Below are 14,978 nucleotides of genomic sequence, written 5' to 3'. Positions count from 1 at the left end.
GGACCGGACAGGAGAACGGCATGGTGTCGTCAGCGGTGCAGCAGGGGGCGCGGTCGAGATGACCGGCGCAGCGCACGAAGGGGCTCCCCAGGGGTCCGGCGAACCGGCGGAGGCCTCGTACCCACCTCGGGTGCGGGGCCTCCGGGCCGAGATGCTCGCGGTCGCTCGGGGGCTGAGCGGCCCGGGCAGCTCGGGGGTGGCCCGTCGTTCGGCGGTCTGCGCCCTCGTCACGGACCGGCTCACGGCCCTCTGGCAGGAGGCGACGGCCGGCACGAGCACCGAGGGCGTGGCGCTCGCGGCCGTGGGGAGCCTCGGGCGAGCGGACATGGGGCCGGCGAGCGACCTTGACCTGGTGCTCGTGCACGACGGTCGCAGCCACTCGCCCGAGCAGGTCGCGGCGATCGCGGAGCGGCTCTGGTACCCGCTGTGGGACGAGGGCGTGGACCTGGACCACGCGGTGCGGTCGCTGTCCCAGTGCCGGCAGGTCGCGTCCAAGGACGTCCCGGCCGCGGTCGGGTGGCTCGACGTCCGGCCCGTCGCGGGTGACGCGCTCGTGGTCCACCGGGCCGCGTCGGCCGTCCTCACGGACTGGCGGTCGGCCTCGCGCCGCCGGCTGCCCGAGCTCCTGTCCTCGACCAAGGAGCGGGCCGAGCGGTCGGGGGAGATCGCCTACCTGATCGAGCCCGACCTCAAGGAGTCGCGCGGCGGGATCCGCGACGCCGTCGTGCTCTCGGCCCTGGCGGCGACCTGGCTGACCGACCGGCCGCACGGCACGGTCGACCGAGCCCACGCGCACCTGCTCGACGTGCGCGACGCGATCCAGGTGGTCACGGGGCGGCACACCAACAGGCTCCTGCTCGCGGACCTCGACGAGGTCGCCGCCCTCACGGGGTACGACGACCCTGACGAGCTCCTGGCGAGCCTCGCGGCCTCGGGGCGCGAGATCTCCTACGCGCTCGACACGACGGTCCGTCGTGCCCGCCAGGCGCTCCAGCGGCCCAGCACCACGCGCCGACCGGTCCTCGTGCGGGGCCGACGGGCCGCGCCCCGGCTGCGGTCGGTCGGGGACGGGCTCGTCGAGCACGACGGCGAGCTGGTCCTGGCCATCGACGCGCACCCCGAGACGGACCCGCTGCTGTCGTTGCGTGCCGCCGCGACGGCCGCGCGGACGGGCTTGACGCTCTCGCCGGTCTCGGTCAGCAGCCTCGGGCACTGCCCGCCGCTCCCCGAACCGTGGCCCGCGGCGGCGCGGACCGCCTTCCTCTCGCTGCTCGCCAGCGGGCAGGCGCAGGTCGCGGTCTGGGAGGCGCTCGACCTCGCGGGCGTGGTCACGACGTGGATCCCCGAGTGGGAGGGGGTGCGCAACCGCCCGCAGCGTGCCGCGATCCACCGTCACACGGTCGACCGCCACCTCGTCGAGACGGTCGCGCGGGCCGCGCGCGACCGCAAGGAGGTCGCACGTCCGGACCTCCTGCTGCTCTCGGCGCTGTTCCACGACATCGGCAAGCGGCGCGGGGCGCTCGACCACTCGGAGGAGGGGGCGCGGCTCGTCCCGGGCATCCTGCACCGGATGGGCTTCGAGGACGGGGTGCCCGACGACGTCGCGCGCCTCGTGCGGCACCACCTCACGCTCTCGCGTCTCGCCGTCTCGGCGGACCCGGACGACCCGGCGACCGTCGCCGAGCTCGCCGACGCCGTCGGGCACCGACGGGACCTGCTCGAGGTGCTGCGCGCGCTGACCGAGGCCGACTCGTCCTCGCTCGGCCCCACGGCCTGGACCTCGTGGCGTGCACGCCTCGTGGACGACCTCACGGCCGCGACCCGGGCCGTGCTGCCCGAGTCGGCGCCCCCGACCGGTAGGCTGGGCACTTCCCTGATTCACGAGCGGTAAGGATGACGCGGTGTTCGCCACGCTGTCAGATCGATTGACGTCGACCTTCAAGAACCTGCGGAGCAAGGGCCGTCTCTCCGAGGCGGACATCGACGCCACGATCCGTGAGATCCGGCGCGCGCTCCTCGACGCTGACGTCGCTGTACCCGTCGTCAAGGACTTCACCGGTGCCATCCGGTCCAGGGCCCTGTCGGCCGAGGTCTCTGGCGCGCTCAACCCTGCCCAGCAGGTCGTCAAGATCGTCAACGAGGAGCTCGTGGCGATCCTCGGCGGGGAGAGCCGCGGCCTGCGCCTGGCGAAGAACCCACCGACCGTCATCATGCTCGCGGGCCTCCAGGGCGCCGGCAAGACGACCCTCGCGGGCAAGCTCGCGCTGCACCTGCGCGAGCAGGGGCACACGCCGCTCCTCGTCGCAGCGGACCTGCAGCGTCCCAACGCGGTCAACCAGCTCTCCGTCGTGGGCGAGCGTGCCGGCGTGCCGGTCTTCGCGCCGCTGCCGGGCAACCAGGGCTCGGAGGGCGAGTCGGGCACGAGCGTCGGCGACCCGGTCCAGGTGGCTCGCGACGGCGTCGAGACCGCGCGCCAGCGCCAGCACGACGTGGTGATCGTCGACACCGCGGGCCGGCTCGGCGTCGACGCCGAGCTCATGCGCCAGGCCGCGGACATCCGCGACGCGGTCGACCCCGACGAGATCCTGTTCGTCATCGACGCCATGATCGGCCAGGACGCGGTCGCGACCGCCAAGGCCTTCGAGGAGGGCGTCGACTTCACGGGCGTCGTCCTGTCGAAGCTCGACGGCGACGCGCGCGGCGGTGCCGCGCTGTCGGTCGCCCGCGTCACGGGCCGCCCGATCCTCTTCGCCTCGACCGGTGAGAAGCTCACCGACTTCGAGGCCTTCCACCCGGACCGCATGGCTTCGCGCATCCTCGACATGGGTGACGTGCTCACCCTGATCGAGCAGGCCGAGAAGGCGTTCGACTCCGAGCAGGCCGCCAAGATGGCCGAGAAGGTGGCCACGGGCCAGGACTTCACGCTCGCGGACTTCCTCGTCCAGATGCAGCAGATGCGCAACATGGGCTCCATGAAGAAGATGCTCGGCATGCTGCCGGGCATGGGGCAGATGCGTGAGGCGCTCGACAACTTCGACGAGCGCGAGGTCGACCGCATCGAGGCGATCATCCGCTCGATGACGCCGGGGGAGCGCGAGAACCCCAAGATCATCAACGGGTCGCGCCGTGCGCGCATCGCCCGTGGTTCGGGTGTCACCACGAGCGACGTGAACCAGCTCCTCGACCGGTTCGCGGGTGCGCAGAAGATGATGCGCCAGATGAGCCGTGGCGGCGGAATGCCGGGGATGCCGGGCATGGGCAACCTGCCGGGCATGGGCGGCAAGAAGGCCCGCGGGCGCGTCGCGCCCCCGGCCAAGGGGCGCAAGGCGAAGTCCGGCAACCCGGCCAAGCGGGCGGCGGAGGAGGCCGCGCGCCAGGCGCGCGCTCTCGGTGGTCCGGCCACGCCCCCGGCGGCGCCCGGATCGGCGTTCGGCGCCCTGGGAGGCGCGAAGGCCCCCCAGAAGGCGGCCGACGCGACCGACCTGCAGCTCCCGCCCGACCTGGAGAAGTTCCTGGGGCGCTAGCGCGCTAGGTTATGTCCTGCAGGTCAGGGTGGCTCTCACCTGACCTTCGTCCGACGCCCTCGTCCGACACCGTGGCCCGGCCCGTCCGGCTGCGTGACGGACGCACCCCGACCGTCCGAGAACTTGGAGACCGATGTCCGCGCTGGAAGGCCCCTCGCTGCACATCAGAGGTCACATCCTCCTGGGAGACGACCGCGAGGTCTCCGACCTCTGGGTCAAGGACGGCCACGTCACGCTGACCCGCCCGTCCGCGCAGGGCACCAACATGGTCGCGATCGAGGGCTGGGTGCTGCCCGGGCTCGTGGACGTGCACTGCCACGTGGGGGTCGGTCCCGACGGGCCGGTCGACAACTCGACCGCGCAGGCGCAGGCCGTCGCGGACCGCGACAGCGGCGTCCTCCTGCTGCGTGACGCGGGGTCACCGCTTGACACCCGGTGGGTCCGGTCGCGTCGCGACCTGCCGCGCATCGTGCGGGCGGGGCGCCACATCGCGCGCCCCAAGCGCTACCTGCGCAACTTCGGCCTCGAGCTCGACGACGTCACGCAGCTCCCCGAGGTCGTGCGCCAGGAGGCGCGCGCCGGGGACGGCTGGGTCAAGCTCGTCGGGGACTGGATCGACCGCGACCTCGGTGCCGACGGCGACCTGCGCCCCCTGTGGCCGCAGGACGTGCTCACCGAGGCCGTCGCGGTCGCGCACGCCGAGGCCGCGCGCGTCACGGTCCACGCGTTCTCGAGCGAGGTCATCCCCTCGCTGCTGGCCGCGGGCGTCGACTGCATCGAGCACGGCACCGGGATCCACCCCGACGACATGTACACGCTGTCCGAGCGGGGCATCGCCGTGACGCCCACGCTCCTGCAGGTCGCCGAGTTCGAGAACATCGCCCGCCAGGCAGAGGGCAGGTACCCGCTCTTCGCGTCGCGCATGCGCGACATGCACGAGCGCCGGTACGAGCAGGTGCGCCAGCTCCACGAGGCCGGCATCCAGCTCCTGGTCGGGACCGACGCGGGGGGCACCATCGGGCACGGACGGATCGCCGACGAGTGCGCGGAGATGGTGGCCGCGGGCGTCCCGACGGCGGACGTCGTCGCGGCCGCGAGCTGGCAGGGCCGCGAGTTCCTGGGCTACGGCGGGCTCGTCGAGGGGTCGAGCGCGGACCTCGTGGTCTACCCGGAGGACCCGCGCGAGAACATCGAGGTGCTGCGGCACCCGAAGGCCGTGGTGCTCCGTGGGGAGCTGGTGTCTCCGGTCTGAGGCGTGCGGCCCTCTCCCCGGTGCGTGGTGCACGGTGGGTGAGGGTGGTGCCAGCGGACCGAGGGGCGTTCGCACCGGTCCGAGCGAGTCGCCTCGTGCGAAGCGGGTCCTGGAAGGACGGGTTGGTCGCACGCTGTCTGGTCTGGCACAATAGCCGGGTACTCGGCGTGCCCGGCCCCTCTCTCCGCGCTACGCCGTGTCCCGACCTCGTGCTCGCCTGGTCCCCACCGGGAGGACGCACGGGTCACCTCACCCAGAACCAGGAGAGACCACCACAGTGGCCACCAGAATTCGTTTGAAGCGTCTCGGCAAGATCCGTGCGCCGTACTACCGTGTCGTCGTCGCCGACTCGCGCACCAAGCGCGACGGTCGCGTCATCGAGGAGATCGGCAAGTACCACCCGACCGAGGAGCCGTCGCTCATCGACATCTCCTCCGAGCGTGCGCAGTACTGGCTGAGCGTCGGCGCGCAGCCGTCGCCGCAGGTGCTCGTGCTCCTCAAGATCACGGGTGACTGGCAGAAGTTCAAGGGCCTGCCGGGTGCCGAGGGCACCCTGCGCGTCAAGGGCGAGAAGGTCGACCCGGCCGCTGCCATCGAGGCTGCCGCTCAGGACGCCGAGAAGGCCAAGGCCAAGGCTGCCGAGAAGAAGTCCGCTGCTCCGGTCGAGTCCGCTGACGCGGCTGAGGCAGCCGAAGAGCAGGCCTGATGCTCGGCGAGGCGCTCGAGCACCTGGTGCGCGGGATCGTGGACAACCCGGACGCCGTCCGGGTCAACGCGAAGCCGCTGCGCCGGGGCGAGCTGCTCGAGGTCCGGGTTCACCCCGAGGACCTCGGACGCGTCATCGGGCGGGGCGGGCGTACTGCTCGCGCGCTGCGCACGGTGATCGGAGCCCTGTCGGTCGACGGTCCGGTGCGGGTCGACGTCGTTGACGTCGATCGCCGCTGACGCCTGCTGAGCGCAGAGCCGATTCACAGCACGACGTGACGGTCGGTCCGCCGACTGCACGGTACGACGAGGCCCGGTCCCCTCACGGCGGACCGGGCCTCGTCGTCTGTCCGACACCGGGCACGGGTGCGGCGATGCCGTACGGGTGCCACGGTGGTCCCGTCCGGTCGAGCGGTCCGCGCCCCGAAACGACGAGCACGTAACGACGAGTAGGAGCACACGATGCAGCTCACGGTGGCCCGTATCGGCCGCGCCCACGGACTGCGCGGCGAGGTCGCGCTGGACCTGCGCACCGACAACCCCGAGGCACGTCTCGTCGTCGGGTCCTCGATCGACACCGAGCCTGCCGAGGCGGGCCCGCTGACGATCGAGCGCGCTCGGCTGCACCAGGGCAAGTGGCTCGTGACCTTCGCCGGCGTGACGGACCGGTCCGCGGCCGAGCGCATGCGCGGCGTCACGCTCGTGGTCGAGGCCGACGTCTCGGACGAGGAGGACGCCTGGTACCCGCACGAGCTCGCGGGCCTGCGCGCCGAGCTCGAGGACGGGACGGTCGTCGGTCAGGTCCAGGGGCTCGAGCACCTGCCCGCCCACGACATGCTCGTGATCAAGGAGACCGACGGCTCGCGCACGCTCGTGCCGTTCGTCCACGCGATCGTGCCCGTGGTCGACGTCCCCGGTGGCCGCGTCGTGCTCGACCCGCCGGGCGGGCTCCTCGCCCGGGACGCGGACCGGCTCGAGGTCGCCGAGCCCACGCCGGGCTCGGGCGACGACGACTCCGACGACTCGGCCGGCGCGGACGGGACGAACGACTGACGTGCGTATCGACATCGTCTCGATCTTCCCCGAGTACCTGGCCGCGCTCGACCTGTCGCTCGTCGGCAAGGCGCGCGTCGCAGGACTGCTCGACCTGCGTGTGCACGACCTTCGCGACTGGACGACGGACCGCCACCGCACGGTCGACGACACGCCCTTCGGCGGGGGAGCGGGCATGGTCATGCGCCCCGACGTGTGGGGGCAGGCCATCGACGAGCTGACCTCGACCGGACCCGCGCACCTGGTGGTCCCGACGCCGTCGGGCACGACGTTCACCCAGCGCACCGCGGAAGCCCTCGCGACCGAGGACCAGCTCGTCTTCGCGTGCGGGCGCTACGAGGGGATCGACGCCCGCGTGGCCGAGCACTACCGTGCTGCAGGGCACCGCGTGAGCGAGCTCTCGATCGGCGACTACGTGCTCAACGGCGGCGAGGTCGCCTCGCTCGTCATGGTCGAGGCCGTCGCCCGCCTGCTGCCGGGAGTGATCGGCAACCCCGAGTCGCTCGTCGAGGAGTCGCACGGGGCGGCCGGTCTGCTCGAGTACCCCGTGTACACCAAGCCGCCCGTCTGGTCCGGCCTCGAGGTGCCCGACGTCCTGCTCTCCGGGCACCACGCGAAGATCCGTCGCTGGCGCAGGGACCGCGCGCTCGAGAAGACCGCGGCCCGCAGGCCGGACCTGATCGAGGCGCTCGACGTGAGCACGCTCGACAAGCACGACTGCGCGTTCCTGGCGGGGCTCGGGTGGAAGATCGCGGACGGCGTGCTGCGCCGCCCGGCGACGGCCGAGAACCCGGCTCCCGGGGCTGCACCGGAGACCGTTCCCGGCGGTGTGGCAGAATAGACCCTCGGTGCCTGCCGGTCGGGCCTCTGCCACAGGGGAGGCTCACCGCACGTCCGCGTGCGCGACCGATCTCATGCGAGCACCACCCTTGTACTGAACCGGACCCACCTCGCGGTGGGCCACGAGAACGCGTCTGACCTGTGGCAGAGCGGGGAGAGAACAATGCACACGCTGGACAGCGTCGACGCAGCATCGCTGCGTAGCGACATCCCGGAGTTCCGGGCCGGAGACACCGTCAAGGTCAACGTCAAGGTCGTCGAGGGCAACCGCTCCCGCGTCCAGGCGTTCCAGGGCGTCGTCATCGGCCGCCAGGGTGGCGGCGTCCGCGAGACCTTCACGGTCCGCAAGATCAGCTTCGGTGTCGGCGTGGAGCGTACCTTCCCGGTGCACTCCCCGACGCTCGAGACGATCGAGGTCGTCACGCGCGGTGACGTCCGTCGCGCCAAGCTGTACTACCTGCGCAAGCTGCGCGGCAAGAAGGCGAAGATCAAGGAGAAGCGCGACGCGCTTCCCGCCAAGTGATCCGGTCCTGACCCCACGTCAGCCGCATCGCACGCTCACGGGCGGTCACCTCTCGAGGTGGCCGCCCGTCGGCGTCCCGGCGCGCGCCGTTTTCCCCTCACGGGCGTCGAAATGGCACAGTGAGCGCGTGACAGAGAGCGCCGCACAGGCAGCAGCCCGACCCGAACCCGCCCCCGGTGACCTGCCGGGGAGCGGTGCTCACGCTAGGAGCGAGATGGCAGAGCAGCAGCCCGGCGCGCGCCGCGCACCCCGCAGGCCGTCGCTCGTGCGCGAGACCGCGATCATCCTCCTCAGCGCCCTGGTGCTCTCGTGGCTCATCAAGTCGTTCCTGGTGCAGGCCTTCTTCATCCCGAGCGCCTCGATGGAGGACACCCTCGTCGAGGGGGACCGCGTGATGGTCTCCCGGCTCGTGCCCGACGTGTTCGACGTCCACCGCGGGGACGTCGTCGTCTTCAAGGACCCGGGCAGCTGGCTCCCGCCGTACGTCGCCCCCGACCGTGGGCCCGTCGGCAACGCCGTGACGTCGGCCATGACGTTCGTGGGCCTGCTCCCGCAGGACACGGGCGAGCACCTCATCAAGCGTGTGATCGGTCTCCCGGGCGACACGGTCGTGTGCTGCGACGCCCAGGGGCGCGTGAGCGTCAACGGGCAGCCCGTCGACGAGACGTACATCAAACCTGGCTCCGTCCCGAGCCAGGACCCTTTCGACACCGTGGTCCCGGAGGGCATGCTGTTCGTCATGGGCGACAACCGCCAGCACTCCGCCGACTCGCGCTACAACACGGGCAAGCCGGGCGGCGGGTTCGTGCCGATCAGCAACGTCGTGGGGACCGCGTTCGTCAAGGTCTGGCCCCTGAGCGACTTCACGTTCATGCGCAACCCGGGCGACGTGTTCGCGGAGGTGCCGGAGCCGTGACGACCGATCTCGGTGCGCGCCCCGCAGCCGCGAAGAAGCCCCGCAAGGCGCCCGCCAAGCGGGCGACGGGCCCGGTGCCGCCGACCATGCGCCACGAGCGCTCGATGCTCGACTCGGGGGCGCGGTACGTCGCCGGCATGGACGAGGTCGGGCGCGGAGCGCTCGCCGGCCCGGTCAGCGTGGGTGTGGTCGTGGTCGACCTGACCACGGGTGCGTTCCCGGAGGGGCTGACGGACTCCAAGATGCTGACGCCCGCGGCACGCGAGGCGATGCTGCCCGCCGTCCGCGAGTGGGGGCTGGCCTGGGCGGTCGGTCATGCCGGCCCCGCGGAGATCGACGCCCACGGGATCGTGGTCGCGCTCCGGCTCGCCGGTCGCCGTGCGCTCGCCCAGGTCCGCCGTTCGCTCGGGCCCGTCGACGCCGTGCTGCTCGACGGCAAGCACGACTGGCTGACCCGCCCCACGGTCGACCTCTTCGAGGCCTTCGACCTCGACCCCGAGGACGACCTGGGCGCGCTGCCCGACCCGGCCGTGCGGACGCTGGTCAAGGCCGACCTCCAGTGCGCGTCGGTCGCGGCGGCGAGCGTGCTCGCCAAGTGCGAGCGCGACGGCCTCATGACGGGGCTCGCCCGGCAGTACCCGGCCTACGGCTGGGACGGCAACAAGGGGTACGGCGCGGCCGTGCACGTCGAGGCCCTCAAGGCCCACGGCCCGACGCCGCAGCACCGGCGCAGCTGGCGGCTCCCCGAGCAGGACGGGGCCTGACGCGAGGACCGTCGACGCGCCCGGGGCGGGCGTGCGCGGCTGCGCGTCCCGGGTTCGGTCCGCCGATGGTCCATGATGGTCCAGTGAGCGCCGAAGACCTCGAGAACTATGAGACCGAGATGGAGCTGGCCCTCTACCGCGAGTATCGCGATGTGGTGGGCCTGTTCTCCTACGTGGTCGAGACCGAACGACGTTTCTACCTCGCGAACCAGGTGGACCTGCAGGTCCGCTCGGCCGCCGGAGAGGTGTACTTCGAGCTGCGGCTGGCCGACGCGTGGGTCTGGGACGTCTACCGGTCGGCCCGCTTCGTGAAGTCGGTGCGCGTCGTGACGTTCAAGGACGTGAACGTCGAGGAGCTGGCGAAGGCCGAGCTCCAGCTCTAGCGGTCGGCGGCGGCGTCGAGCCGTGCACAGGCGTCCGTCCATGGGCGTCGTCCACAGGCCCCTCGTTCCCGCGCCCGGCACCACCCCTGAGCACGTCAGGGTGTGGCCCGGAGGTGGGACATGGGAGCGAAGGACGCTGTCGGTCGGTACGGGGAGAAGATCGCCGCAAGGTACCTGGTCGAGGCCGGGTGGGTCGTGCTCGACCGCAACTGGCGTGGCACCCGGGGCGAGCTCGACGTGGTGGCCAGGGACGGTGACGTGCTCGTCGTCGTCGAGGTCAAGACCCGACGAGGTACGGCCTACGGGCACCCCGCCGAGGCCGTGACCCAGGACAAGATCGCGCGGCTGCGGCGCCTCACCGGTGAGTGGATGGCCGCCCACCCGGTGAGACCGGCCTCGGTGCGGATCGACGTCGTGGCTGTCGTGCTCCCACAGGCGGGGGCCGCGCAGGTCGAGCACCTCGTCGGGGTCAGCTGATGACGCTCGGCACCACGTTCGCGGTGTCGCTGGTCGGGCTCTCGGGCCACCTCGTGGAGGTCCAGGCGCACCTGGCGGCCTCGGTTCCCGGTTTCACGCTCGTGGGTCTGCCGGACGCGGCCCTGTCCGAGTCGCGCGACCGGGTCCGGGCCGCGATCGCCTCGTCCGGCATCGCGTGGCCCCAGCGCAAGGTCACCGTCAACCTGTCACCCGCGTCGCTGCCGAAGTCCGGCTCGGGCTTCGACCTGGCCATCGCGGTCGCGATGCTCGCCGGTGCCCGCCAGATCTCCGTGTCCGACCCGGAGAAGGTCGTGCACATCGGCGAGCTCGGGCTCGACGGTCGCCTGCAGCCTGTCCGCGGGGTGCTCCCCGCCGTGGCCGCTGCCGTCGCGGCCGGGATGCCCGACGTCGTCGTGCCCCTGGAGGACGCGCGGGAAGCGCGCCTCGTGCCCGGGGCGCGCGTCGTCGGCGTCGCGAGCCTCGCCGAGGTCGCGGCCCTCTACGGCGCCGAGGTCCCCGGCATGGTCCTGCCCCCGGCCGCCCCGCGCGCGCCACGGATCGACCGGCCGCTCCGCGCCGAGGGAGACCTGCGGGACGTCCTGGGGCAGGAGCAGGCCCGACGAGCCGTCGAGGTGGCCGCAGCAGGAGGCCACCACCTGCTGCTCGTCGGACCACCAGGTGCGGGCAAGACCATGCTCGCGTCGAGGATCACGAGCATCCTGCCGGACCTCGACGAGGCCGAGGCCGTCGAGGTCACGGCGGTCCACTCGGTCGCGGGGGTGTTCGACCCCGGCCAGGGCCTCGTCCGGCGCCCGCCCTACGAGGACCCCCACCACACGACGACCCCCGCCTCGATCGTCGGCGGAGGGTCCGGGCTGCCTCGACCCGGTGCCGCCTCGAGAGCGCACCGCGGGGTCCTGTTCCTCGACGAGGCCCCCGAGTTCGGCTCCCGGGTGCTCCAGACGCTGCGGCAGCCGCTCGAGCACGGCGAGCTCGTGATCCACCGGGCCGCGGGCTCGGCGCGCTACCCGGCGCGCTTCCAGCTCGTGCTCGCCGCGAACCCGTGCCCGTGCGGGCTCGCGATCGGCAAGGGGCTCGAGTGCCAGTGCACCTCCGTCGTCCGCCGCCGGTACTTCGCACGCCTCTCGGGGCCGCTGCTCGACCGCGTGGACGTCCAGGTCGAGGTGCAGCCCGTCTCTCGCGTGGACCGTGCGGGCGAGGGGGACGTGGAGACGAGCGCGACGGTCGCGGCACGTGTCGCGGGCGCGCGGGCCGCGGCCAGGGCGCGGCTCGCGGGGACCCCGTGGTCGACGAACGCCGAGGTGCCCGGGACGTGGCTGCGCGAACGGTTGGGCGCGGGACGGGCTCTGCTGGCCGACGTCGACACCGCGCTCGACCGGGGGACGCTCTCCTTGCGCGGGGCGGACCGCGTGCTGCGCCTCGCCTGGACCGTCGCAGACCTCGCTGGGCGCGCCGCGCCCACCCGGTCGGACGTGGGGCAGGGCCTCGCGCTACGGACCAGGGGGCACCATGGGTGAGCGCAACCGTGCCTCGTTCGACCTCACCGACCCGCTGCTCGCGCGTGCGGCGTGGAGCCGGATCGCCGAGCCCGGGGACCAGGTCGCGGGCGCACTCGTCACGCACCTCGGGGCCGCCGACGCGCTCGCGTGGCTCTACGAGGTCGTCGACGACCCCCACCGGCTGGCGCTGGGAGCGCTCGCGGGACGCGACGAGCGGCCCGCAGGAGACCGGCTCGTGCGCGCGGTCGAGCGGTGGCGAGGACGGCTGCCCGGACTGGACCCTGCGCGGGAGCTGGGCGCCTTCGGCCGGATGGGCGGACGCCTCGTGGTCCCGGAGGACCCGCGGTGGCCGACCGCGCTCGACGACCTGGGTGCCGCGGCCCCGCTCGCGCTCTGGGTCCGTGGTCGCGACGACCTCGCGGCGCTCTCGACGCGTTCGCTCGCGCTCGTGGGGGCGCGCGCGTGCACGGACTACGGGCGGCACGTCGCAGCGGACCTCGCCGTGGGCCTGGTCGACCGCCGCTTCACGGTCGTCTCGGGAGGCGCCTACGGGATCGACGCCGCCGCGCACCGGGGCGCTCTTGCCGCCGCAGGGCCGACCGTCGCGTTCCTCGCCGGAGGAGCGGACCGCCTCTACCCGGCGGGAAACACCGACCTGCTGCGCGCCGTCCTGGAGGTAGGGAGCGTGATCAGCGAGGTCCCGCCGGGCTCGGTCCCGAGCCGGGTGCGCTTCCTGCACCGCAACCGCCTCATCGCCGCGTTCTCCGGAGCGACCGTCGTGGTCGAGGCGGCCTGGCGCTCAGGGGCACTGAGCACCGCCACGCACGCAGCTGCGCTCCTGCGCCCCGTCGGTGCAGTGCCCGGACCGGTCACCTCGATGGCCTCGAGCGGGTGCCACCGGCTGCTGCGGGACGCGAAGGCCGTCTGCGTCACCGACGCCACCGAGGCCGCCGAGCTGGGTGGCAGGGCGGGGACCGACGCAGCCCCCGTCGACGAGGGGCGCAGCGAGCCCCAGGACGGCCTCGACGAGGTAGGTCGACGCCTCTGGGACGCGCTCCCGCTGCGTGCCCACGCCCCGGTCGAGTCGGTCGCCCGGACAGCCGGGCTGGGCAGCCAGGAGACGCTCGGGGGGCTCGGCCACCTCGAGCTCGTCGGGCTCGCCGAGCAGTCGGGCGGGAGGTGGCGCAGGCTCGGCGGATAGTGCCGCCGGGCGTGGCAGACCCGTCCTGGTGCGGGTGCTCCGCGAGACTGGGCCCATGAGCACTTCCGAGAAGCGTCCGCACGGCGCCGAGGCGGCCGGGCCGAGCGGATCCGGGACGGCGCAGGCCGTGCCGGACCTGCCGGCCGGGCTGACCGCAGCAGTCGCCGCGTTCGAGGAGCACCTGGCCGTGCAACGTGGCCTCTCCGCACACACCGTGCGCGCCTACATGGGCGACGTGCGCTCGCTCCTGGGGCGCGCCGTCGGGACGGGTGTCCGGGATCTCGACGACGTCGACATCGCGGTGCTGCGCGACTGGCTCGCCGACCTCGGCGCGCGGGACCTGGCGCGCACCACCATGGCGCGGCGCGGCGCGGCCGCGCGAGCGTTCTTCGCCTGGACGACCAGCACCGGGCGCACCGTGCAGAACCCCGCCCTGCGCCTCGCGAGCCCCCGTGTGCCGCGTCACCTGCCGACGGTCCTCGCGGTCGACTCCGCCGCACACCTCATGGAGACGGCCCGCGCGTCGGCCGCCGACGGCGACCCTGCCCGCCTGCGCGAGTGGGCCGCTCTCGAGCTGCTCTACGCCTCGGGCGTGCGCGTCGCCGAGCTCGTCGGGACCGACGTCGACGACGTGGACCTGGGGGAGCGCACGCTGCGCGTGGTCGGCAAGGGCGACAAGGAGCGGGTCGTCCCGTTCGGGGTGCCCGCCGGTCGGGCGATCCGCCGCTGGCTCGACGCCGGTCGCCCTGCGCTCGCCGTCGCGGACTCCGGTCCGGCACTCCTCCTGGGGGACCGAGGACACCGGTGGGGCCAGCGGCAGGCACGAGAGACCGTGCACAGGCTCGCGGCGCTCGCGGGCGTCGACGACGTGACGCCGCACGACCTGCGGCACAGCGCCGCGACGCACCTGCTCCAGGGCGGCTCCGACCTGCGCAGCGTCCAGGAGGTGCTCGGGCACGCGACGCTCTCCACGACGCAGCGCTACACGCACGTCAGCGCAGACCGCCTGCGGGCATCCTTCGAGCAGGCGTTCCCGCGGGCGTGACCTCGCCTGGGGACGCTGCGGCGAGGCTCAGCGCAGCGGGAGCAGCACGATCGGTTCTCGGGGCGCCAGCAGGGTGAGCGGGTCCAGGTAGACCTCACCCCGCCGGACACCCCAGTGGAGGCACGAGGACGGCAGGCAGTGCCCGGCGGCGGCCGCCTCGTTCCCACCACCCCCGCCGCGACCGCCCTCGAGCGTCCCGACGACCTCACCGCGCCCCACCCTTGTCCCCGGGGCCACGCTCCCCGTGACGGGCTCGAGCGAGGTGCGCAGCCCGTCGTCGTGCAGCACGACGACGACGCCTCGGTCCACGACCGTCCCGGCGAACGTCACGATCCCGGCCTCGGGCGCGACGACCGCGTCGCCGGGTGCTGTGCCGAGGTCGACGCCGCGATGACCGGCGAGCCAGTCCTGGTCGGGTGGGAGGAACGGACGCAGCACGACGGGCTCACCGACGACGGGCGCGACCCACGCGTCGCTCGCAGGAGCGGGCGCCGTCGCTCCTCGCGCGAGGGGAGCGGGCGGCGCGACCAGGACGAGCACGAGGGCTCCGGCGACGACGGCGGAGAGGCGGGCGGGGCGTGGAAGGATGGCGGGCACGGGCCGAGCATCGCGCACCGCCGGTGCGTGTGGGGCGTCGGCGCCCGGGCCTGTGGACCGGGCCGATCGGGCGGGACCTGTGGACAGGTCCGGCCGGGGCCGCGCATCAGGTAGACTTAACGCCGCGATCGGCACGTTCATTCGGACGGCCTACCAGCACCTCCGGCGGAGTCCGTCG

Annotated in this window: 16 protein-coding genes; 15 read left to right on the top strand and 1 reads right to left on the bottom strand. The window is 73.4% G+C overall.

The genetic code is table 11. The features are described 5' to 3' along the window. The first annotated feature begins 58 nt into the window (after positions 1-58). The 15 genes from ACFWGN_RS09650 (at position 59) to ACFWGN_RS09580 (ending at position 14,203) form a co-directional block, all read left to right on the top strand. Entirely contained in the window at positions 59-1,891 is a 1,833-nt protein-coding gene (locus tag ACFWGN_RS09650) for a [protein-PII] uridylyltransferase (protein WP_377616659.1), read from the top strand. A gap of 10 nt (positions 1,892-1,901) precedes the next feature. Further along, the gene (gene ffh / locus ACFWGN_RS09645) at positions 1,902-3,524 is read left to right on the top strand and encodes a signal recognition particle protein (protein ID WP_377616658.1); all 1,623 of its coding nucleotides are present in this window, start codon (positions 1,902-1,904) and stop codon (positions 3,522-3,524) included. A 133-nt stretch (positions 3,525-3,657) separates the two neighbouring features. Next, positions 3,658-4,776, top strand: a complete 1,119-nt coding sequence (locus ACFWGN_RS09640; protein ID WP_377616657.1) for an amidohydrolase family protein — start codon at positions 3,658-3,660, stop codon at positions 4,774-4,776. A gap of 277 nt (positions 4,777-5,053) precedes the next feature. After that, a complete protein-coding gene (rpsP, locus tag ACFWGN_RS09635) occupies positions 5,054-5,482 on the top strand; it encodes a 30S ribosomal protein S16 (RefSeq protein ID WP_056648668.1) in 429 nt (142 codons plus the stop codon). After that, positions 5,482-5,721, top strand: a complete 240-nt coding sequence (locus ACFWGN_RS09630) for an RNA-binding protein (RefSeq protein ID WP_030150613.1) — start codon at positions 5,482-5,484, stop codon at positions 5,719-5,721. The genes rpsP and ACFWGN_RS09630 overlap by 1 nt, the downstream gene beginning before the upstream one ends. Positions 5,722-5,943: 222 nt before the next feature. Continuing rightward, a complete protein-coding gene (gene rimM, locus ACFWGN_RS09625) occupies positions 5,944-6,534 on the top strand; it encodes a ribosome maturation factor RimM (RefSeq protein WP_377616656.1) in 591 nt (196 codons plus the stop codon). Between the two features lies 1 nt (position 6,535). Continuing rightward, complete coding sequence (gene trmD / locus ACFWGN_RS09620; protein ID WP_377616655.1) at positions 6,536-7,375, top strand: tRNA (guanosine(37)-N1)-methyltransferase TrmD; 840 nt, start codon at positions 6,536-6,538, stop codon at positions 7,373-7,375. 162 nt (positions 7,376-7,537) lie between these two features. Continuing rightward, complete coding sequence (gene rplS / locus ACFWGN_RS09615) at positions 7,538-7,897, top strand: 50S ribosomal protein L19 (RefSeq protein WP_056648670.1); 360 nt, start codon at positions 7,538-7,540, stop codon at positions 7,895-7,897. A gap of 214 nt (positions 7,898-8,111) precedes the next feature. Beyond that, on the top strand, positions 8,112-8,813 hold the full coding sequence (lepB, locus tag ACFWGN_RS09610) for a signal peptidase I (RefSeq protein ID WP_377616654.1): 702 nt from the start codon (positions 8,112-8,114) through the stop codon (positions 8,811-8,813). Beyond that, complete coding sequence (locus tag ACFWGN_RS09605) at positions 8,810-9,577, top strand: ribonuclease HII (RefSeq protein WP_377616653.1); 768 nt, start codon at positions 8,810-8,812, stop codon at positions 9,575-9,577. Before lepB ends, ACFWGN_RS09605 begins: the two co-directional genes overlap by 4 nt. An 83-nt stretch (positions 9,578-9,660) precedes the next feature. Then, entirely contained in the window at positions 9,661-9,960 is a 300-nt protein-coding gene (locus ACFWGN_RS09600) for a DUF2469 domain-containing protein (RefSeq protein ID WP_024840525.1), read from the top strand. Between the two features lie 120 nt (positions 9,961-10,080). Continuing rightward, on the top strand, positions 10,081-10,437 hold the full coding sequence (locus ACFWGN_RS09595) for a YraN family protein (protein ID WP_377616652.1): 357 nt from the start codon (positions 10,081-10,083) through the stop codon (positions 10,435-10,437). After that, complete coding sequence (locus tag ACFWGN_RS09590) at positions 10,437-11,975, top strand: YifB family Mg chelatase-like AAA ATPase (RefSeq protein ID WP_377616651.1); 1,539 nt, start codon at positions 10,437-10,439, stop codon at positions 11,973-11,975. Before ACFWGN_RS09595 ends, ACFWGN_RS09590 begins: the two co-directional genes overlap by 1 nt. After that, complete coding sequence (dprA, locus tag ACFWGN_RS09585) at positions 11,968-13,158, top strand: DNA-processing protein DprA (RefSeq protein WP_377616650.1); 1,191 nt, start codon at positions 11,968-11,970, stop codon at positions 13,156-13,158. The genes ACFWGN_RS09590 and dprA overlap by 8 nt, the downstream gene beginning before the upstream one ends. Before the next feature lie 55 nt (positions 13,159-13,213). After that, the gene (locus ACFWGN_RS09580; protein WP_377616649.1) at positions 13,214-14,203 is read left to right on the top strand and encodes a tyrosine recombinase XerC; all 990 of its coding nucleotides are present in this window, start codon (positions 13,214-13,216) and stop codon (positions 14,201-14,203) included. A 27-nt stretch (positions 14,204-14,230) separates the two neighbouring features. On the opposite strand, the gene ACFWGN_RS09575 is transcribed toward ACFWGN_RS09580, so the two are convergent. Next, the gene (locus tag ACFWGN_RS09575; protein ID WP_377616648.1) at positions 14,231-14,800 is read right to left on the bottom strand and encodes a M23 family metallopeptidase; all 570 of its coding nucleotides are present in this window, start codon (positions 14,798-14,800) and stop codon (positions 14,231-14,233) included. Positions 14,801-14,978: the final 178 nt, after the last annotated feature.

Source organism: Oerskovia sp. NPDC060338 (assembly GCF_042726295.1).
Classification (GTDB): domain Bacteria; phylum Actinomycetota; class Actinomycetes; order Actinomycetales; family Cellulomonadaceae; genus Oerskovia; species Oerskovia merdavium.
Note: the sequence above shows the minus strand (reverse complement) of the source record. Positions and strands in the feature narration are given on the sequence as shown.

Bases quoted from the DNA above. Each gene is read 5' to 3' on its own strand.
- ACFWGN_RS09580 (WP_377616649.1), top strand. From the start codon at position 13,214: ATGAGCACTTCCGAGAAGCGTCCGCACGGCGCCGAGGCGGCCGGGCCG.
- ACFWGN_RS09590 (WP_377616651.1), top strand. From the start codon at position 10,437: ATGACGCTCGGCACCACGTTCGCGGTGTCGCTGGTCGGGCTCTCGGGC.
- lepB (WP_377616654.1), top strand. From the start codon at position 8,112: ATGGCAGAGCAGCAGCCCGGCGCGCGCCGCGCACCCCGCAGGCCGTCG.
- ACFWGN_RS09650 (WP_377616659.1), top strand. From the start codon at position 59: ATGACCGGCGCAGCGCACGAAGGGGCTCCCCAGGGGTCCGGCGAACCG.
- dprA (WP_377616650.1), top strand. From the start codon at position 11,968: ATGGGTGAGCGCAACCGTGCCTCGTTCGACCTCACCGACCCGCTGCTC.
- ACFWGN_RS09640 (WP_377616657.1), top strand. From the start codon at position 3,658: ATGTCCGCGCTGGAAGGCCCCTCGCTGCACATCAGAGGTCACATCCTC.
- rplS (WP_056648670.1), top strand. From the start codon at position 7,538: ATGCACACGCTGGACAGCGTCGACGCAGCATCGCTGCGTAGCGACATC.
- ACFWGN_RS09595 (WP_377616652.1), top strand. From the start codon at position 10,081: ATGGGAGCGAAGGACGCTGTCGGTCGGTACGGGGAGAAGATCGCCGCA.
- rimM (WP_377616656.1), top strand. From the start codon at position 5,944: ATGCAGCTCACGGTGGCCCGTATCGGCCGCGCCCACGGACTGCGCGGC.
- ACFWGN_RS09630 (WP_030150613.1), top strand. From the start codon at position 5,482: ATGCTCGGCGAGGCGCTCGAGCACCTGGTGCGCGGGATCGTGGACAAC.